The sequence below is a fragment of the Petrotoga sp. DB-2 genome (genome assembly GCF_054051725.1).
In genome coordinates this window covers 29,218-48,741 of sequence record NZ_JBSVZD010000008.1, presented here as the reverse complement: position 1 = coordinate 48,741, position 19,524 = coordinate 29,218, and the positions used below count along the sequence as shown (strand labels likewise).

The window sequence follows — 19,524 nt, the reverse complement described above, 5'->3', positions numbered from 1 at the left end:
CCTAACCCCTCTTTATTGAAAAATATACTCTAAAACCTCCAGATTTTTCTAACTCTTTTACGTTACCAAAAATTTGCTCCATGTAATTTTCTAATGCTTTCCCACCCTTATTGTGGTAAGCAACTAAATACATCTTGCCATTCTCATTCAAATGGTAATAGGATCCTTCGATCAGTTCATGTAATACTTTCTTACCAGCGACTATTGGAGGGTTGGTAACAATGACATCGAAGTAGTCATCTTCCCATGGTTTGAATAGATTTCCTTGTTTGATCACAGCGTTTACATTGTTGTTTTTAGCGTTTATTTTAGAAAAATCAATGGCTCTGTTATTTATGTCACTCATATACAAATCGATGTCAGGAAACTCTTTTTTTAAGGCTATACCTATTGCTCCGTATCCGCACCCCATGTCTAAAACTTTTTCATTTGTTAGTTCTACTTTTTCAATCAATAAAATGCTTGCCCTGTCTATCCTTTTCTTTCCATACACCCCAGATGGGGCTTTAAATAGATACTTATGCCCGTTTCTTAATTTTAAAATTAATTCTTTTACAGTTAATTCTGACGTTGGGTTTTCGCTGTAGTAATGCTCAAAAGAAGGTGTTCTTTTGATTTCTTTTTCTTTAATGGGTTTCTGATCGCTATTAACTTTTTTGATTACCTCATCAACTTTCATGAAAGCGATATCATCAGGACCGTATATTTGAACATCTTCATATTCGTTCTTATTTTTCTTTTTTCGTGCCAATTTTTTTGTACCTCCAAAATTATTAAAGATGGCTGGGTTTCCCTGCTGCACATAGAAATCTCCGCTTATGGCTGCTCCCTTCCGGGCCTGACCAGTTTCACGGGTTCCTATTGCGCAGGACCCAGCCTCCTGTAATGGTGCTCTCATATTATAGCACTTCATTGTTGAAAAATCAATTAATCTTGTTAAAACCTATGTTAACCTTAAAAATCATCAGGATTTGCCCCAAATCTTTTACTCTGGTCTAAATTGTCAATTATCTTCATTTCTTCTTCTGTTAGTTCAAAATCGAAAATATCAGCATTTTCTTTTATTCTTTCTTTGTGTACAGACTTGGGTATAGTTACCACACCATGTTGCAAGTCCCATCTTAATACTATTTGTGCGGGAGTTTTTTTATACTTATTTGCTATGTCTACTATCTGAGAAATGTTTAAGACTCTCCCTCTCATTAAAGGACTCCAAGCTTCAAGCTGTATTTTGTTCCTTTGACAATAATCTAAAAGATCTCTTTGCAATAAGTATGGATGAAATTCTACTTGATTCACCATAGGGGTAATTTCACAGTTATTTATTATATCTTGGAGATGATGAATTAAAAAATTACTCACACCAATAGCCCTTACTCTACCTTCCTTATATAATTTTTCAAGGGCTTTCCAGGTTTCTATATATTTTCCACTTACAGGCCAGTGAATTAAGTATAAATCTAAATAGTCTGTTCCCAACCTTTTTAATGAATTCTCAAAAGAGTTTAAAGTACTTTCAAAACCTTGATTCGTATTCCATACTTTTGAGGTTATAAAAATTTCATCTCTTGGTATTTTACTCTGTCTGATTGCTTTACCTATCTCTTCTTCGTTTTCGTACATTTCAGCGGTATCTATCAACCTGTATCCTAGACTTAAAGCGTACTTTACACCCTCTATCAATTCATCTCCATGGGCTTTGTATGTCCCATATCCCAACCAAGGGATTTTCACTTTGTTGGCTAATTCCGCTTTATCGTAGATGTTTGTAATTCGCATAGATCAACCCCCTTGTTTTTATGATTTATTTTGATTTTGTTTTTTTTCATTCAACTTCAAGTAACAATCTCTACAGACGGCGATATATTTTTCAAAACCACCAACATCTATTTCTCCACCGTTTTCCACAATTTTGTAAGATATTGTACCTCTATACTCTCCACATTCATGGCAAACAGCTTTCTTTTTAATCACCGTGTCTGCATGGGCCATTAAAAGTGAGGTAACTTTGAATGGATTATTTTTATAACTCAAATCCAAGCCCGCACAATAAACATCCTTACCAGAATTGATCATCTCGACAACCACTTCTCTAAGAGGCTCGTCTAAAAACTGGATTTCATCTATAAAAACCGCTTTTTCGTCTCCCTCAAGTTGAGGTAAAATTTCAGCGGAATTATTTATGGGAATTGCTTTAACGGAAGTATTAGAGTGCGATACAATGTAAGTTTCATTGTATCTCTTATCTAACAAAGGTTTAAAGACTTTTATCTTCTTTTTCCCGAGGGTGTAAATTTCAATAAAAGAGATTAATTCGGAAGTTTTACCAGAATACATAGGTCCAACAATTACTACTAAATTTCCTGTTGCCATATTAAAGTTTCACATCCCTTTTTTCGTTAGTTTTGATCAAATTTTTCGGATAGTAGTTGATCAATTTCATTCAAAGACTCTTTCCACAATGTTTCTATTCCAAAATCATTCAGAATATCCAAGGAAGGGGTTCTAAATATAAAATAGTCCTTGTAATTGAATCTTCCCATGGAAACAACGTAGAGCACATATGAAGCAACCGCCTTAATAGGATACCATTTGTATAAGAAGAAAAAGTTTTTCAAAAAAACGTCATACAAATTTTTAATATTCACATCTTCTACCTCGTAATATTCGTAAAGAACTTCATCAAAGATTCTCATAAACCTGGCTGGTAATTTATTGGGGAAGAAATGCTTGTCTAACCTGAAAACCGTGGTGTTCCATTCTTTTTTCAATAAAGCTGCATCGATCAAGGTTTCTATTTTAGTATGTGATTTGCCAGTGTTTCTTTCTATAATATGGATTCGTGGATGTATTTTCATATCAAGATAAGAATGTAAGTATAAACCTAAGGCATACTCTGGGCTTTCCTTTTGAAGTTCTTCTATTAACCTTGTTAAATCAACATTATGCAACGTTTCACCAATAATGTGATATTTGGGATCAGAAATATTGTAATAAAAGATATCTGGACCCATCAGTCCAAGGTTAAACATCTTCACATTTTTCAAACTGTTTGGAAAAATCTTATGACCGAAGATAATGTGTGTTAAATATCCTGGCATCCCTTAACTCCTTCATATGTTTTCTCTTTTCAATTTTATCATATTTTTATAAATTACTGATTTAAAATTTCTAATCAATTAGTACCTTTTTATACACCCTTGAAAAATTCTCTCCCAAGATCTTTTTTATGTTTTCTTCACCATATCCCCTTTGCAGTAATTTCTCAACGAGTAACACAATATTTGAATGGTTATCTAAAACTTGAAAAGATGGAGATGGATTAAGTTCGTTAACAAACTGGGGGTTGAATTTTTTTAAATGCTCACAGAAATCAAATCCTAAACCAACATACTCAATTCCAACTAAATTTACAATGTGATCTATATGTTTAACTAAATCGTCAACGTTGGCTTTTTCCGGATCCTTGGCGACGATTTTGTTAAAGGCGTTTATTCCTATTACACCGTTGGTATCTGCTATCGCTTTTATCTGTGAATCAGAGAGATTTCTTTCTAAGTTTACTATCTTTCTACAATTAGAATGGGAAGCTATTATAGGTCCTTTAGTAAGTTCAATAACTTGCCAAAATCCTTTGTCGTTCAAATGGCTAACATCTATTATCATACCTAAACTTTGAGCCTTATTGACAAGATCTATTCCAAAATCAGATAAACCATTTGAATTTTTCGTTGGGTCTGGTGGTAAAAACTTACTTCCATCACCAGCATAGTTTCTTCTACTCCAAGTCAATCCAACAAATCTTACACCTAAACGATAAAAGATATCGAGTAAATCTAAATCGTTGTATAAGGGTTCAACACCCTCAAAAGATAAAAATATTCCGATTTTATTACTTTCTTTTGCTTTAATTATATCTTCGTATGATTTACATAACATTAAATAATCGCTTGATTCTTCTAATTCCTGGTAAAATGAGCTGATTTGGTCTAAAGCCTCTCTTAATGAGATTTCAGGGGTTAAAAAACTTTCGATAAACAAAGAGGAAATTACGGCATTTAGTCCGCCTTTGCGAAAATTGTCGAGATGATCGGTTTCTATCACTTTATGGATTCCAAATTTTCTTTGATTTGCTACATCCATTAGTAAATCGAAATGTGCATCGATTACAAGATTTTCTTCTAAGATTTTATGAGCTTGTTCTTTTGAATTAATCAAAATATTTCCTCCTCAATCTTTTTTATTTTTTGGCCTTAGGAACTCTAAAAAATTGTATATAGCGCCCCTTCGCCCCGCTGCCCACCCATAAGGAAAAGAGGTGGTAAGGCTTCGCTTCGCTGCACTCCCATAAGGAAAAAGTCCCTGATTCCTTTGCATCGCAATCCACCGTGAAGGTTATCGGTTTTTTAATTATACTATTATTTAATAAATTCTTCAAATTCTTTAAAAAATGGAGATAAATCCATATAATCGAAAATAATTACCCTTAAATGGATTTAGTTGCCGTTAATCGGATTTTGTTTATTTAAAATGTATTGGTATAATATGTCTAGACATGTATGTACATAAGGAGTGAAAGAATATGAATAACAAACCAAAATACGAAAAAATAAAGGATTTTTTGTTAGCAAATATAGAAAACGGAACATATAAACCTGATGAACAGATACCATCCGAAAAGGTGTTAGCCAAAGAATTTAAAGTAAGTAGAGAAACTGTCAGAAAAGCACTAGATAAATTAGTTTTTGAAGGTTACCTTTATCGAATTCAAGGTTTGGGAACGTTTGTCTCTCCTATAAAAGGGTTATCTTCAAGTTCTATGCAAGAAAAAAACAAAATAGGTGTTGTTCTTCCTATTTCACATGAATATTTATCTTTTGAAATATTGGCGGGGATTGAGAAGGCTTATCACAACACAGAATACGAACCTTTCGTTCAGTTCATAGATTCTAATTCCACTATAACGAAATTAAAAATGAAATATATTCTCTCTTCTAATCCAAAAGGATATATAATCCTTCCCACAAAAGAATTGGTAGAAGATGAAATTTTCAAAAGGTTATTAAAAAAAGAGGTTCCTATGGTTTTTGTAGATAAAACAGTTAACGATATTAGGAAACCACTTGTTCAATCTGATAATTACTTAGGTGCATATCACTTGACAAAAGAGCTTATTCAAAATTCAACAGTAAAATCTACCATGTTTTTCTCTGAAGAAGATTTTTCTATTAGCTCCGTGAAAGAAAGATATAACGGAATGTCCGATGCATGTAAAGAGCATAATATTCCCGTTTATAGCGAAATAGTTGGGAAAAATGAGATGGACAGGGCTATAGACAAATGTTTGAAGTACCATGTGGATACTATATTTTGTTGTAACGATATTGTAGCCGTAAGTACTTTGACAGCGTTGCAAGTAAGAGGTCTTTCGGTACCTGAAAAAGTGAAATTATATGGATTTGATGATAGACCAATAGCGCAAAGTATATTCCCAAATCTTACCACTGTAAGGCAACCTTTACGAAATATGGGTGAGGTTGCGGCAAAATACTTAGCTTCAATCATCGAAGGTGAAAATAAAAGCGAGAATTTCAAAATTACTTTGCCTGTTGAACTAGTATGGCGAGATTCAACCGGGCAAAAAATCAAGTGAGGAGGGATCAAGATGAGTAGGAAGATTTTAGTGAGTTTTGTGTTGTTTGTTATGATTTTTTCAAGCATGGCTTTAGCAGTGGAAAAGGTTGTTTTAACTGGAACATTCGCCGCTCCTGCAGATAGGTGGAATGAGTTGATACCAGTGGCTTTAGAAGAGTTAAACAAAAGACATCCCGACATGGACATCACGATGGAATACGAAGTGCTCCCATATGATGATACAAGGTCTAAACTTATCACTTTAACTGCTGGAAAAACTCCAAGAGACTTAGTTTCAGTCGATCAAATATGGTTGGGAGAGTTTGCACAATCAGGTTTCCTAAAAGATATTACAAAAGAAGTTAACTCTTGGGGAAGGATTGATGAATTTTATCCTGCAAATGTCGAAGGTTCAAAATTTAATGGCAAGTTTTACAGTATCTGGACTTGGACAGACGTACGGGTAACTTGGTATTGGAAAGATTTGTTAGAAGAAGCAGACGTAGATCCCGAAATGCTGAAAACTTGGGATGGATACATAGAGGCCTACAAGAAATTAGCTCCTGTCACTATGAAAAAGGGTATATTACCGATGCATTTAGTAGGTGCTAGTCATTCGCCTGATATGTGGTTTCCATATCTATGGATGAATGGTGGAGAAATTCTTGAACAGAAAGATGGGGAGTATTACCCAGCTTTTTATAGCGAGGCAGGTGTAAAGGCACTAACTTTCTTGAGAGATCAAGTAGAAGCAGGTATAAGGCCACAAGTCCAACATCAATGGGGCCAAGAATTTACTGATAAGAGATTTGCTGTAATGATCGAAGGAAGTTGGCTGTTAGGGAACTTCCCTGAAGGATTTGATTTCGATCAAATTGGTATGATTCCAGGATTTCCAGTTCCTGAAGAGGGTATGAAAAGTTCCACGATGATGGGGGGTTGGCTGTTGGCTGTTCCTTCAACATCCGAACATCCCGAGTTAGCTTGGGAATTGATGACTATCATGCTTGATCCAGAAATTTTGACCCCTGTTTTGGCTAAATACGTTTACTTGCCCACTCAAAAAACCATAGCCGAACAAGATCCTTACAAATCCACTCTTGAAACTGAGATACCCTTCTTCGAAGATCTTATGAAGGCGGTAGAAATAGGAAAGGGAAGACCAAATATTCCCGAATATCCACAAATAGCCGAGGCATTGCGAATAGCAATAGAAGAAGTCTATTATGGGGTAAAAACTCCAGAAGATGCCTTGAGAGATGCCTCAAAGAAGGTTGAAGAAATTTTGATCTTCTAAGGAAATTATGAAAAGTAAAAATTTAACAGAGCAGTCCTCCTTGTTTAAAGGAGGCTGCTTTTAGTAGAGAAAAGACGGAGGTGGTGAACCGATGCAAAAGAAAAAGTGGATGCCTTTTTTATTGTTACTACCTGCTTTGGCCATAATGTTCTTTTTAATGATTTTTCCTGTATTTTGGAATATCACTATATCGCTGAATGATGTTAAAACTACTAATATAAATGACGTTTGGCCTTTTGTTGGACTCCAAAACTGGGTAAAAATTTTTCAAGATGAATATTTCCTACAATCTTTAAAAGTTACACTCTTTTTTGTTTTAGGATCGGTATTTTTTCAAATTTTTATAGGATTTTTAATAGCGAGGATTTTAATTGAAAGAGTTTGGGGGACTAAATTTTTTAGAGTTCTTTTTATGCTTCCTTGGCTTTTGTCAGCGACTATCGTTGGATTTTCTTGGCAGTGGATGTACAACGATTATTTTGGATTGATAAATGGTATGCTCATGAGATTAGGAATGCAGCCTGTTAATTGGATATCAGATCCAAACATGGCCTTGATATCCTTATTGATAGCTAACATATGGTTTGGAACACCGTTTTCTATACTTTTTCAAGAATCCTCGTTGTTGACAATCGATAGAAGTTTGTATGAGGCCGCAAAAATTGATGGTGCTAACCCACTTCAAAGTTTTTTCAATATAACGTTGCCTTTGTTGACACCTTTTTTGGGGATAAATTTGATCCTTACTTCTATGTGGAGTGTAAACCTTTTTGATCTTCAATTGGTATTGACGGGAGGAGGTCCCTTAATGTCTACTACAACGGCATCTTTGTATATGTATAAACAAGGTTTTGAGCAAGGTAATCTATCAATTGGTGCAACAATAGGATTAGTTCTACTTATTATAAATTTGATAGTTTCTTTCCTTTATCTACGGGCATTGAGAGGTGAGGAGGCATGACCAAAAAGAATAAAACAATTAGAGCTATATTATTTATTATTCTTGTTATATTCGCTATTTATACGATAATGCCCATATTTTGGGTGTTTGTTACTTCACTAAAAACACCAGAGGAAGCAAGATCATTCCCTCCTACTTTAATTCCTAAAGAAATTACATTTGAAAACTACAAGTTGCTTTTTCAAGATGAACAAATGATGAGAAGCTTTCTGAATAGTATTATAGTAGCGGTTCCAGCAACTCTACTATGTGTTATAATTTCTGCGTTAGCAGCATTCTCCTTTTCAAGGTACAAATTCAGAGGGAAAAAGCAACTTTTAGCTGCAGTGATGGGAGTTTTTATGATTCCTATTACGATGAACACAATCCCGCTCTATTTGATATTTCAGAGGATGGGTTTGCTAGATACATATGCGGGAGTAATCCTGGCTTATCAGGTTTTAATCATACCCTTGAATATTTTTATTCTCAAAAATCATTTTGATACCATTCCTATTTCTTTAGAAGAGGCGGCGGCGCTTGATGGTGCCACTACCATGCAAAGATTTACTAAAGTGATAATGCCTTTATCTTGGCCTGGTTTAAGTATATCTTTTATATTCACTTTCAGATTTGCATGGAATGAATTTGTTTTACCTATGATCTTAATAAGTTCTCCCAGTAAAACTGTTTTCCAAGTTGCAATGTACAGGTTTTTGGGACTTTACAGTATAGATTGGGGCTTACTTAGTGCCGCTATAGTAATTGGTATGATCCCAATTTTGATAATAATAATATTCTTTCAGAGACAGCTCTTACAAGGGATACAGGCTGGTTCAATTAAAGGATAATTGGAGGCGAAGAGATGTACTACATCATTTCACACACTCATTGGGATAGAGAATGGTTCGCTCCGGCGGATATAACAAAAAAAATGCTACCTAGTTTATTTCAAAAACTCTTCGGGTTAATTGATAATAATCCTGAATACAAATTTGTGTTAGATGGACAAATGTTGATAGTGAAAGATTATTTAAGTAATTTTCAAGGAGAAGAAAGAAAAAAAGTAGAGAACGAATTGAAAAAATACTCTAAAAATATAGCCTTTGGCCCATACTATGGACAAATTGATTGGAGAGTCTCTGAAGAAAGCTCAATTAGAAATATTATATTGGGTAGACAAGAGGCTAAAAAATATGGAAATGTCATGAATATAGGTTGGTTACTGGATAATTTTGGTTTTTCGTCTCAAGTTGCACAAATTAATTCTAAATGTGAAATAGAAGGTTGTTTCCTCTGGAGAGGGTTAAAAATGAAATTTCCAAAAATCGGGTTTACTTGGAGCAGCCCCGATGGTAGCAAAATTCACGGCATATTTTTACTCGATAGTTATAGGAATATCATGAGGTTGAAAGATTTTCCAGAAGTTATGGAAAAAAGATTGGAATTGGAAATTAACAAGCTAAAAAAATATTCGAAAACTAATTATCTCCCTTTACTAAACGGATACGACTTGGATCCTGTTCCAGAAGATCCCACTGATGGAGAATTAAAAACGGTTTTTCCAGATGAGTTTATACAAGGATATTTTAAACAAGAAGACCCTTCTTTAATAGAAAAATACGTTGGTGAGCTAATTGATGGAAGCGTTGTTTCGACATTTCCAGGAAGTTTATCAACAAGGCAGTATTTAAAAATTATGAATTGGCATTCTGAATATATGCTCTCTAAGGTATTAGAACCCTTGATTGCTATCGCAGACAATTCTGAAGACGATAAAGAGATACAAAAGGCTTGGGAATATTTAATAATGAACCTAGTCCACGACAGCATAGGAGGAGTAGGAGTAGATCAGATTCATGAAGATATGGAAGAAAGATACAATAAAATTAAAGAGATTTTTGAATCAACTTTAAATAAAGTTTTGGATAAGGTAGGCCGGATTTTACCTTTAGGTTATACTTGTCTAAACTTGAATCCTCAGGAAATACCCGTATTATTTGAAGATAAAGAAACCCTTTATAGATTTTCTGCACCATCAGGCAGTTTATCAAAAGTAAATTTAAAAAAGTATAAAGTAAGTTATTTAGAAAAACCAATAAATAGTTTCCATTGGGAGAATGAACATTTCAAAGCATTCGTTGAAAACGGGAAGCTTAGAATTAAAAAGGAAAATAACGATTATTTAATCAGAGCTGTTTTGGTAGAAGATAAGGGTGATGAATACTCTTCTGCATTTGATAAAGAGTTGGACTTAACTTTCTCAAGAATGAGATTGAAAGCACAGTCAGATAATTATTCCAAAATAGCTCTTGATTTTACCAGCAACGAAGTTGACTTCACCCTTTATTTGACATTTTCAGAATTGCCCTATATCAATATCGAAATTGAATCTTTGGGAAAAGGATCAGATTATGGATTACTTTTATCTTTAATTGGAGATGGAGATATAAATGCAGGTGTACCTTTTGATTCTGTAAAAAGACCATATGAAGTAAAATATGAGGAACCAGAAGAAGAAATGAAAAAGTTTTTAGTTGCTGCAAGAGAAATCTCTTTTAATAACGTTTTTTCTATGAAGGATTACGCTGGATTAGAAAAGGATGACCATTTTGCAGCCTTTATGGCCAAAGGAATTTATAGTTATACCACACATTCTACGACATCCTTGACCCCGTTCGGGGCGTTTTCTGCAGAAAAAGCTGCTTCTTTAATTTTATTAAGATCTGTAAGCTGGCTTTCTGTTGAAAATGTAAAAGGAAGAATTGGAGATGCCGGTCCCGTAATGTACACTCCTGGAGCCGAAGTAAAAAGAAAAATGAAAATTGAAGCCGCCTTTTGCATATCATCTAAAGATAATTTTTTGAAATACAAAAATTCCTTTATCAATCCGCCTTTATTGTTTTATAAACATAGTAATAATTCAGGTTTAGAAAACCAGGCCGGGGTGGTTCATAAATTCTATTCTTCAGTGGATGAAAATATAGAATTTGTGAATATGAAACCTTCAATAGACAAAGAAGGGATAACCCTACGGTTTTTTAATCCTACTCACAAGAAAAAAGAGATAAAATTACCTCAAAAATCAATAAAAACCGATTTATTAGAGAATGAATTAGAAGAATTCGATGGAACAATCAAGCCAAAAGATATATTAACTTTAAAAATACCTAAGCTATCTTTTAATATTTGTTCTGATGATCAAGGCTCAAAAGTTAACATCGTATATCCTAAATTTACGTGGGATATCTCTGAAGATCTTTCGAAACCGGATATAGATATAATAAATAATATGGAAAGAGAAGCCAAAGATCTTAAAGAACATATAAAAGATTTAGAAAAGAAAATAAAAGAAAGTCAAGGTATTAACAGGTATGAATTGCTTTTTGAAAAGTATAAATTAATGAGGAAGGCGCTAGAATTAGAGTTATCCTCGTTATATAACAGATCTAAGATTGAACGTGTGGATCCTTCAAAAATAGAACATATAATTGTAGAGTTGAACGATGTCAGAATAAAAAGGAGAGGCATAGAGTTTTTACTGGCTACTCTCAAGTAGTTTCATAATCTATAATATATTATACGGGGGGACATCATTATGAAAAAAGTATTTGGTTTAGTGCAATTGAGCTCAAAATTGAATGACAAAGAAACAAACCTTAAAAAGTTAGATTCTTTGATTTCAAAAGAAGTAAAAAAAGCGGATTTATACATCCTACCAGAGTTTTTTAACATAGGATACGATCTTGAAAGTATTAACAATTACGCCGAAGATCTTGCCGAAATTATACCAGAAGGTGAAACTACTCAAGAAGTTATAAGGATTGCAAAGAAATACAACGTTTCTATTGTTGCAAACATTTTAGAAAAAGACCCAATAATAATTGGGAAGTATTACGATACCTCGATTTTAATAGATGATTCAGGTAAATTACTTGGTAAGTATAGAAAAATATTTGTTTTTCCAAAAGAAAAGTTTAGACTTTCCGAAGGAACGTCTATAGAGATAATAGATTGGAAAGGTATAAAAATCGGTTTATCAATTTGTTATGATCATGCTTTTCCAGAATTATATAGGGTAATGGCCCTTAGAGGGGCACAAATACTAATAATTACCTCTGCTGTTCCAAAAGGTTTTGAAAAATTAGTAGAGGTAAGAACATCCGCCCGGGCACAAGATAATCAACTGTTTGCAATCGGGGTAAACGCCGTTGGTAAACCCTCTGAAGATTCGATTCCTTTTTGCGGAAATTCCATAGCTGTTGATCCACATGGAGATACCCTGATTAAATTGGAAGATGAAGAAGATGTAATTGCACAGGTAAGTATAGATACCGATAAAATTCTTGAAGAAAGGCTTTTGGAGCCATCACTTCACGAAATAAAGATGTTGAAGATCTACGATGGGATAAATTTGAAAATTGATTAAACAAAAACCCTCCAACAGACGTATATGACTTTGGAGGGTTTTTGAATTTTTTAATTTAATATTGAAGATCAAATTTAGGGTCGACAGATTTAGCGTTTAACTCACGGGAAGTTTTGACTTCTTTTTTCAATAGTTCTTTCCAGGTATCTAAGAGCTCTTGTAGGAAAGATCTTACTTCTTTTAAAATTTCAATATCCTTTTTGGTATTTGATTCTAACAATCTTTGATACATGTAATTATAAAGTGCTCTGAGGTTTTTAGCTATCTCTCCACCTTTTTCAAGATTCAAAGAAACGTTGAGTTCTGTGACTATGTCTTCAACTCTTATGATCTGTTTATTGGCCTCGGAAAAATTTTTGTTTTCAATAGCTTTTATTGCTCTATTTATTCTTTCTATCGAATTTTGATACAAAAGTTCGACTAATTTTGCGGGACTAGCTGTTTTTATACTGTTTTCAAAATAATAGTTAGCGTTTTGATTATTATTGTACATTCAAATTACACCCCTTTTTTCTCAAGAGTTTTTTGAGCATTTTTTAAAATCGTTTCAAAGGTCGACAAAACTTCATTGAAATCAAATTCAATGATGTCTGAAAGCTCCAAATAATCTTGTTCACCTTGAGATCTAATTATATCTTGGACAACATTTTGTACGTTATTCAAATCTCCAGAATTGTAAAAATCTTCCTCGCTGAAAGCTCGTGTTTGTTCTATGACGTCTAATAGAGCTTGCAAACCTTCTGCAATACTGTTAAGCATGGTATGACCTTCATTTGTATTCAACAAAACTTCTTTTGAAACCCTTTCTAAATTTTCCCTAACCTTACTAATATATTCAAGTGATTGAGAGATAAGATCGAATAAAACTTCTTTTTTTGAAGTAAATTCCAACTCTACCTCTTCTCCACCTTCAAAGAAAGAATCTTTTATTTCATCGTAATAATTTAAAGGGATTTCTTTTTCATTGATCGTTATTTTAGTTAAAACGCCTTTTGTTTTGTTAATATAATCTTGCACCATCTCTTCAAAAGTATTGTACTTATCTGCTGGAATATCTAAATCAAAAGTTTTTACACCGCTTATTCTCAACTTTATATTCTCCTCATCAAACATTGTATTCACTCCTTTTTTTTCTGACTCTTAAACTTTTATCGTCTAAAAATGTTATTTCTTTAGAATAAAAGTATCACATTTTAATGATATAATAAAAAGAGAAAATTTAAAACAGATCTAGGCATTTAGAAAAATAAAATAAGGGTGGGCAGCGGGGCGAAGGGGCGCTAAATAATATTTTAGAGTTTCTAAAGACCAGACGATTTTTTGGGATTAGGAGGAGTCAGTATGGCTGATGTAAAAAGTAGAAGAGAAAAAATAATGAACGGTTTGGAAGAAGGTTCGATGTTGATTCTTTACTCAGGAAAAAGCCCAGTAAAAAGCGCAGACGAAACCTATAGCTTTACCCCTGATCGAAACTTCTACTATTTTACGGATTTAGATATAGAAAACGCTTATTTATTAATTTACAAAACCGAATCAAAAACAGTTGAAAAACTGTTCATAGAAAGAAACGATCCAAAGTTAGCTAGATGGGTTGGTGAAAAACCAAGTAAAGAACACTGTTCTAAGTTTAGTAAAATTCAAGAAGAAGATATATCTTTTTTGGACGAATTAAATGGATATATTGGAGACACCCTATCAAGGTCTAATATTAAAAATGTATATTTGTATTTAAAATCTCCTCATTGGGAGAATATGACAAAAGAAAAGCAAATTGCTCAAGAAACACAAAGATTATTTCCACATGTTAGTATAAAAGATGTTTCAGCAAAAATCGCAGAATTGAGGACTATTAAAGATGAAGAAGAAATCAATAATATTAAGAAAGCCATTGAAATTACAAGAGAAGGGATTTTGAACATAATAAAAAATTCAAAGCCTGGAATGTACGAGTACGAGCTCGAAGCATATTTTGATTTTTCTTTGAGAAAAAACGGGGTAAAAGATTTCGCTTTTAAACCAATAGTAGCCTCAGGACCAAATTCTACGATTTTACATTACTCTGCAAACAACCGAAAAACACAAGAGGGCGATTTAGTATTGTTGGACTTGGGGGCACAATATAATTATTATAGTGGGGATATATCAAGAACTTTCCCCATAAGTAGACAGTTTTCTCCAAGACAAGCAGAAATTTACCAAATTGTACTAGATGCCCAGAAAGAAGTTCAATCACAAGCCAAACCAGGTTTAACCCTTTTTGAATTGAATGAAATTGCCAAGAAATCGTTAGCAGATAGTTGTAAAAAAATAGGATTGATTCACTCTGATGAAGAACTTTCAAAATATTACTTTCATTCTGTGAGTCACTTTTTAGGTTTGGATACCCATGACGTAGGAGATAGGAATATTCCTTTAAAACCAGGAATGGTCGTTACCAATGAACCTGGTTTGTATATACAAGAAGAGGGTATCGGGGTTCGCATAGAAGACGATCTTCTTATAACTGAGAATGGATGCGAAAATTTATCTAGAGAAATCCCCAAAGATATAGAAGAAATTGAATGTATTTGGAGTGTGTTTTAATGGTAATTTTGGGAATAGATCCCGGCTACGGAAGGATAGGATACGGTGTCCTTGAAAAAAAAGGTAACAGGTTCAACTTGATTGATTATGGCGTAATATATACCAGCAAGGAAGACGAACTTCCAAAAAGGTTACTGAACATAGACGAACAACTTAGAAATTTAATAGAAACCTATAAGCCTGATGAGTCTGCTGTAGAAAAATTATATTTCTTTAAAAACGTTGCAACCGCCATACAGGTAGGAGAGGCGAGAGGTGTTATTCTACTTTGTTTAGAAAAAGAAAATATACCGATTTATGAATACACACCTTTTCAGATAAAACAGGCTGTTACAGGATATGGAAGAGCTGAAAAAGGGCAGATACAGAGAACCTTAAAATTATTATTGAAGTTGGAAAAAACGCCAACTCCAGATGATGCAGCAGATGCGTTAGCCACAGCTTTTTGTCATGGAAATTTTAGGAGGAGCTTCAAAAATGCAAGATATTAAAAATTTCTTGATGGAAAATGTAGGTTTTATTCCTTTTGAAATAAGTGGAGAAATCATTGTAAAAGATGAGGAGGCAGAAATCAATTTACAGGATATAGGTAAGGATATCGATGAGGCTTCATTGAAGCTTTTCTTTACTAGACTTCTCAAGAGAGATGTCAAAATCTCTTTTACAAATGATGAAGGACCTGAATTTATTGTTAGAAATTGGCAACAATTGATAATGAATCATCGTTTAAAAGATTATCTAAGACTTTTAAAGCCTGAATATTTTCAAGAAAACAAAATAGTATTTAAAACGTACTCGCCGATAGTAAAAAACAGATTAACAAAGGAAAAAGAAGAATTGGATAATATTTTATTTAAATATCTCGGTGGCAGAATCCCTTATGAATTTATTATAGATGAAAGTTTAAAACCCACTTTTATTGATAAAGGTTATGACAGGTCTGATTCCCATGATAGTAACTTAATGTCTAATTCCGATATTTCGAAAAAATTAGCCGATACAGAAAGGGACGTGATTATGGGGAGGGATTTTAAAAAAGTACCACTACCGTTATCGATGCTTCCTTCAAATGAAGGAAGTAACGTTGTAGTTAACGGGAAAATATTCTACAAAGAGTACAATGAAAAAGGGCCTGTATCTACTCTTTTCATTACTGATAAAAAAAGTTCCGCTGTTGTAAAAACCTTTTCTGAAACGGCTAATAATTTAAACAAAGAATTAGATGAGGGAGATAACGTATTAATTGAAGGTATTATTTTTTACGATTCTTTTAGTCATGAATTTGCAATTAGACCTATGAATATAGTTAAGTTAAAAGAAGAAACCCTTGAAAGGAAAGATAACTACCCCACAAAAAGGGTAGAGCTTCATTTACACTCAAAACTAAGTGCGATGGAAGGGTTACTCGACGTGGGGGAAGTAGTAAAGACCATAAAAAATTGGGGCCATAAAGCGGTAGCTATAACCGATTCTGGGGTCGTTCAGAGTATTCCAGAATTTTATGAAAAAGCTGTTGCAGAAGGTATAAAACCTATTTTTGGTATGCAAGCCTATGTCGTTGATGAATTTGTCAACATTATAAGTTTGCTGACGGAAGATAAAAAAATAAGTGAAACTGAATTTGTTGTTTTCGATTTGGAAACCACAGGATTAGAACCTGCTATGCACGAAATAATTGAGATAGGTGCTGTAAAAATAAAGAACCTGAAAATCGTGTCTAAGTTTCATCGTTTAATTAAGCCCAGAAAACCTGTCTCAAACTTTACAAGTAATTTTACAGGTATAACAAATCAGATGTTGGAAGTTGAAAAGCCGATAGAGGAAGTCCTACCTCAATTTTTGAGTTTCATAGAAGGCACGGTGTTAGTTGCCCATAACGCTGATTTTGATTACCGTTTTATACGGGAATGGGTTAGAAAAGTTTATAACGAACACTTTGAACAGACCTATATAGATACTTTAGCCCTTTCGAAATCCTTGTTAACTTTAAAAGGGTATGGGTTGGATAAGGTAGTTGAGGAGTTAAAGCTTGGAAATTTTGAACACCATAGGGCTCATGAAGATGCAAATATAACCGCTTTAGTGTTTTTAAAACTTATAGAAATGGCAAAACCTAAAAATGTGGAAATGTTGTCGGATCTTGAAAAATTACAAAAATTCATAGATTTTAGAAGAATCCGACCAAGTACTATGACTATTTTGGTAAAGAACAAAATCGGACTCAAGAATCTTTATAAACTAGTTTCAAATGCCCACGTAAAATATTTTTACAGAGTACCCAGAATTTTAAAAAGTGAATTATCCCGAATGAGAGAAGGTTTGCTGATAGGTAGTGGAGCAGAAGAAGGAGAAATCTTTCAAACCTATCTTAGGGGTGGATCTCATGATGAAATTATCGAAATAGCCAAGTTTTACGATTATCTGGAATTGACCCCATTGGATGCCTTATCAGAACGATCTATTTCAGAAGAGCAGTTAAAAAAGATTTATAAAGATATATATAACCTTGGCAACGAATTAAACATGCCCGTTGTAATGGTTTCAAACGCTCATTATCTAGATAAAGAAGACCAAATATTTTACAACGCATTAAAAGTTGCAGAAAAGAGAAAAACTTCCATTGCACACAGATACTTGCGTACAACTGATGAGATGGTAGATGAAGCTCAAAGAATTTTTGGAGATAAAGAAATAGCCGAGAAAATAGTCATAACCAATACTAATGAGATCGCAGATCAGGTAGAATCAATAAAGCCGCTTAGTAACAAACTGCATCCTCCCAAGATAGAGAATGCAGAAGTGGAAATAGAAGAAATTGCAAAGAAAAAGGCCTATGAGATATATGGAAATCCTTTACCAGAAATTGTTGAAAGCCGATTGAATAGAGAACTGGAATCTATCATAAAACATGGATATGCGGTACTGTATCTAATAGCTCAAAAAATAGTACAAAAATCCCTAGAGGATGGATATTTGGTTGGTTCCAGGGGGTCTGTTGGTTCTTCTTTATTGGCTACAATGCTGGGAATAACGGAGATAAACCCTCTCCCTCCTCATTACATATGTCCAAATTGTAAAAATGTAGAATTTTTTGATAATAAGGAGATAGGTTCTGGCTATGATCTTCCCGATAAAAAATGTGAAAAATGCGGAACAAAAATGAAAAAAGATGGCCAAGATATTCCTTTTGAAACATTCATGGGATTCGAAGGTGACAAAATACCTGATATAGATTTGAATTTTTCTGGAGATTATCAAAATATAGCACATAAATACATAGAAAAAATGTTCGGAGAAGATCATGTTTTTCGGGCAGGTACTATATCAACGATTGCAGATAGAACTGCCTTTGGTTTCGCTAAGAAATATTGTGAAGAGCAGGGAATTGTAAAAAATAGTGAGATAACGAGAATAGTCAAAGCGATAACAGGGGTGAAACGGACAACAGGACAACACCCCGGTGGACTCATGATAGTGCCAAAAGAAGAGGAAGTTTACGATTATACACCGATTCAGTTCCCTGCCAATGATAATAAAGCTAATGTTCAAACCACTCATTTTGATTACCACGTAATACATAACGATCTTGTAAAATTAGATGCGCTTGGACACGATGACCCCACATTCATTAAAATGATGTCAGATTTAACTGGAGTAGACCCCATGGCAATCCCCATGGACGATAAGAAAACCTTGAGTTTGTTCTCTTCCACAAAAGCTTTGAAAATAGACTTAAAAAATGAATTGGGTACAACTGTTGGAACGTTAGGGGTCCCAGAATTTGGTACTACCTTTGTTCGAAGGATGTTGGAAGACACAAGACCGAAGAGTTTTTCTGAATTGGTAAGAATATCTGGCTTATCTCATGGAACTGATGTATGGTCCGGAATAGCTAAAAACTGGATAGATAGGAAGGTTGCAACTTTAGATGAGGTAATTTCTTGTAGAGACGATATAATGAATTATTTATTATCTAAAGGCGCACCACCAAAAAGTGCTTTTTCAATAATGGAAAAGGTAAGAAAAGGTAAAGGTATAGACGCAGAAGATATTGAACTAATGAAAGAATTAAAAGTACCGGAATGGTTCATCATCTCTTGCCAAAAAATTAAATACCTCTTTCCAAAAGCTCATGCGGCTGCTTACGTTAGTATGGCCTTTAGAATCGCATGGTTTAAAGTTCATTATCCATTAGCTTTTTATTCTACATATTTCACCGTCAAAGGTGATGAATTCAACTTAAAAGTCATTTTCTCCGGTCGCGAGGCTATTAAGAGAAGAATATTTGAACTCCGTAATATGGATTTGGATGTTCGTAAAAAAAATGAGATGGTTGTTTTGGAGTTAGCATTGGAAATGATGCTCAGAGGGTTTAATTTCACCATGGTTGATTTGTACAAGTCTGATTCAAAGAAGTTTTTAATAGATGGAAATTCTCTTATTGTGCCTTTTATCAAGGTTCCGAATCTAGGCGAAAAAGCTGCAGAAAATATCATTAAATCACGAGAAAATGGGTTTAAATCCATAGAAGATTTTGCTGCAAAGAGTGGATGTAACAAAACAAATGTAGAAACTTTAAGGGAATTAGGTGTGTTGAAAAACTTACCAGAAACAAATCAAATGTCACTTTTTAGAGGATGA

The 19,524-nt window shown here is 33.9% G+C and carries 16 protein-coding genes and 1 other RNA gene; 9 read left to right on the top strand and 8 right to left on the bottom strand.

Going from position 1 to position 19,524, the window contains the following annotated elements; genetic code table 11:
* Position 1: 1 nt before the first annotated feature.
* The 6 genes from ACW9JY_RS04520 to ACW9JY_RS04495 form a co-directional block, all read right to left on the bottom strand.
* A complete protein-coding gene (locus ACW9JY_RS04520; RefSeq protein ID WP_457283565.1) occupies positions 2–679 on the bottom strand; it encodes a class I SAM-dependent methyltransferase in 678 nt (225 codons plus the stop codon).
* Positions 680–778: 99 nt separating this feature from the next.
* Positions 779–878, bottom strand: an RNA gene (gene ffs, locus ACW9JY_RS04515) — signal recognition particle sRNA small type.
* A gap of 76 nt (positions 879–954) precedes the next feature.
* Positions 955–1,779: an aldo/keto reductase gene (locus ACW9JY_RS04510; protein WP_457283542.1), complete on the bottom strand. Its 825-nt coding sequence runs from the start codon at positions 1,777–1,779 to the stop codon at positions 955–957.
* A gap of 18 nt (positions 1,780–1,797) precedes the next feature.
* Complete coding sequence (locus tag ACW9JY_RS04505; RefSeq protein WP_103076816.1) at positions 1,798–2,373, bottom strand: thymidine kinase; 576 nt, start codon at positions 2,371–2,373, stop codon at positions 1,798–1,800.
* A gap of 26 nt (positions 2,374–2,399) precedes the next feature.
* Positions 2,400–3,101, bottom strand: a complete 702-nt coding sequence (locus ACW9JY_RS04500) for a hypothetical protein (RefSeq protein ID WP_457283541.1) — start codon at positions 3,099–3,101, stop codon at positions 2,400–2,402.
* A gap of 70 nt (positions 3,102–3,171) precedes the next feature.
* Positions 3,172–4,218 (bottom strand): dipeptidase, encoded by a 1,047-nt coding sequence (locus ACW9JY_RS04495; RefSeq protein WP_457283540.1) that lies wholly within the window; start codon positions 4,216–4,218, stop codon positions 3,172–3,174.
* A gap of 364 nt (positions 4,219–4,582) precedes the next feature.
* Here ACW9JY_RS04495 and ACW9JY_RS04490 point away from each other — a divergent pair, with 364 nt between their 5' ends.
* The 6 genes from ACW9JY_RS04490 (at position 4,583) to ACW9JY_RS04465 (ending at position 12,300) form a co-directional block, all read left to right on the top strand.
* Complete coding sequence (locus tag ACW9JY_RS04490) at positions 4,583–5,653, top strand: substrate-binding domain-containing protein (RefSeq protein WP_457283539.1); 1,071 nt, start codon at positions 4,583–4,585, stop codon at positions 5,651–5,653.
* A 12-nt stretch (positions 5,654–5,665) separates the two neighbouring features.
* Entirely contained in the window at positions 5,666–6,931 is a 1,266-nt protein-coding gene (locus ACW9JY_RS04485; protein ID WP_457283538.1) for an ABC transporter substrate-binding protein, read from the top strand.
* A 91-nt stretch (positions 6,932–7,022) separates the two neighbouring features.
* Positions 7,023–7,892, top strand: a complete 870-nt coding sequence (locus ACW9JY_RS04480; protein ID WP_103076806.1) for a carbohydrate ABC transporter permease — start codon at positions 7,023–7,025, stop codon at positions 7,890–7,892.
* Positions 7,889–8,722: a carbohydrate ABC transporter permease gene (locus ACW9JY_RS04475; protein ID WP_103076805.1), complete on the top strand. Its 834-nt coding sequence runs from the start codon at positions 7,889–7,891 to the stop codon at positions 8,720–8,722. The genes ACW9JY_RS04480 and ACW9JY_RS04475 overlap by 4 nt, the downstream gene beginning before the upstream one ends.
* A gap of 14 nt (positions 8,723–8,736) precedes the next feature.
* On the top strand, positions 8,737–11,430 hold the full coding sequence (locus ACW9JY_RS04470) for a glycoside hydrolase family 38 N-terminal domain-containing protein (RefSeq protein WP_457283537.1): 2,694 nt from the start codon (positions 8,737–8,739) through the stop codon (positions 11,428–11,430).
* Between the two features lie 39 nt (positions 11,431–11,469).
* Positions 11,470–12,300 carry a carbon-nitrogen hydrolase family protein gene (locus ACW9JY_RS04465; RefSeq protein WP_457283536.1) on the top strand — a complete coding sequence of 277 codons (831 nt, stop codon included), beginning with the start codon at positions 11,470–11,472 and terminating at the stop codon, positions 12,298–12,300.
* 55 nt (positions 12,301–12,355) lie between these two features.
* Here the strand turns inward: ACW9JY_RS04465 and fliS are convergent, their stop codons facing one another.
* Together fliS and ACW9JY_RS04455 are read right to left on the bottom strand one after the other, a co-directional pair.
* Positions 12,356–12,793, bottom strand: a complete 438-nt coding sequence (gene fliS / locus ACW9JY_RS04460; RefSeq protein WP_103076802.1) for a flagellar export chaperone FliS — start codon at positions 12,791–12,793, stop codon at positions 12,356–12,358.
* Between the two features lie 5 nt (positions 12,794–12,798).
* Positions 12,799–13,413 (bottom strand): hypothetical protein, encoded by a 615-nt coding sequence (locus ACW9JY_RS04455; protein ID WP_457283535.1) that lies wholly within the window; start codon positions 13,411–13,413, stop codon positions 12,799–12,801.
* A 228-nt stretch (positions 13,414–13,641) separates the two neighbouring features.
* Here ACW9JY_RS04455 and ACW9JY_RS04450 point away from each other — a divergent pair, with 228 nt between their 5' ends.
* From ACW9JY_RS04450 to ACW9JY_RS04440, 3 genes are read left to right on the top strand one after another with little or no spacing between them, the layout of a single operon-like run.
* Positions 13,642–14,883: an aminopeptidase P family protein gene (locus ACW9JY_RS04450; RefSeq protein WP_457283534.1), complete on the top strand. Its 1,242-nt coding sequence runs from the start codon at positions 13,642–13,644 to the stop codon at positions 14,881–14,883.
* Entirely contained in the window at positions 14,883–15,374 is a 492-nt protein-coding gene (gene ruvC / locus ACW9JY_RS04445) for a crossover junction endodeoxyribonuclease RuvC (protein ID WP_103076799.1), read from the top strand. The genes ACW9JY_RS04450 and ruvC overlap by 1 nt, the downstream gene beginning before the upstream one ends.
* Entirely contained in the window at positions 15,361–19,524 is a 4,164-nt protein-coding gene (locus ACW9JY_RS04440; RefSeq protein ID WP_457283533.1) for a PolC-type DNA polymerase III, read from the top strand. The genes ruvC and ACW9JY_RS04440 overlap by 14 nt, the downstream gene beginning before the upstream one ends.

Excerpts from the sequence above, each read along its gene's own strand:
- ACW9JY_RS04520 (WP_457283565.1), bottom strand. The coding sequence starts at position 679 with ATGAAAGTTGATGAGGTAATCAAAAAAGTTAATAGCGATCAGAAACCC.
- ACW9JY_RS04510 (WP_457283542.1), bottom strand. The coding sequence starts at position 1,779 with ATGCGAATTACAAACATCTACGATAAAGCGGAATTAGCCAACAAAGTG.
- ACW9JY_RS04505 (WP_103076816.1), bottom strand. The coding sequence starts at position 2,373 with ATGGCAACAGGAAATTTAGTAGTAATTGTTGGACCTATGTATTCTGGT.
- ACW9JY_RS04500 (WP_457283541.1), bottom strand. The coding sequence starts at position 3,101 with ATGCCAGGATATTTAACACACATTATCTTCGGTCATAAGATTTTTCCA.
- ACW9JY_RS04490 (WP_457283539.1), top strand. The coding sequence starts at position 4,583 with ATGAATAACAAACCAAAATACGAAAAAATAAAGGATTTTTTGTTAGCA.
- ACW9JY_RS04485 (WP_457283538.1), top strand. The coding sequence starts at position 5,666 with ATGAGTAGGAAGATTTTAGTGAGTTTTGTGTTGTTTGTTATGATTTTT.
- ACW9JY_RS04480 (WP_103076806.1), top strand. The coding sequence starts at position 7,023 with ATGCAAAAGAAAAAGTGGATGCCTTTTTTATTGTTACTACCTGCTTTG.
- ACW9JY_RS04475 (WP_103076805.1), top strand. The coding sequence starts at position 7,889 with ATGACCAAAAAGAATAAAACAATTAGAGCTATATTATTTATTATTCTT.
- ACW9JY_RS04470 (WP_457283537.1), top strand. The coding sequence starts at position 8,737 with ATGTACTACATCATTTCACACACTCATTGGGATAGAGAATGGTTCGCT.
- ACW9JY_RS04465 (WP_457283536.1), top strand. The coding sequence starts at position 11,470 with ATGAAAAAAGTATTTGGTTTAGTGCAATTGAGCTCAAAATTGAATGAC.
- fliS (WP_103076802.1), bottom strand. The coding sequence starts at position 12,793 with ATGTACAATAATAATCAAAACGCTAACTATTATTTTGAAAACAGTATA.
- ACW9JY_RS04455 (WP_457283535.1), bottom strand. The coding sequence starts at position 13,413 with ATGTTTGATGAGGAGAATATAAAGTTGAGAATAAGCGGTGTAAAAACT.
- ACW9JY_RS04450 (WP_457283534.1), top strand. The coding sequence starts at position 13,642 with ATGGCTGATGTAAAAAGTAGAAGAGAAAAAATAATGAACGGTTTGGAA.
- ruvC (WP_103076799.1), top strand. The coding sequence starts at position 14,883 with ATGGTAATTTTGGGAATAGATCCCGGCTACGGAAGGATAGGATACGGT.
- ACW9JY_RS04440 (WP_457283533.1), top strand. The coding sequence starts at position 15,361 with ATGCAAGATATTAAAAATTTCTTGATGGAAAATGTAGGTTTTATTCCT.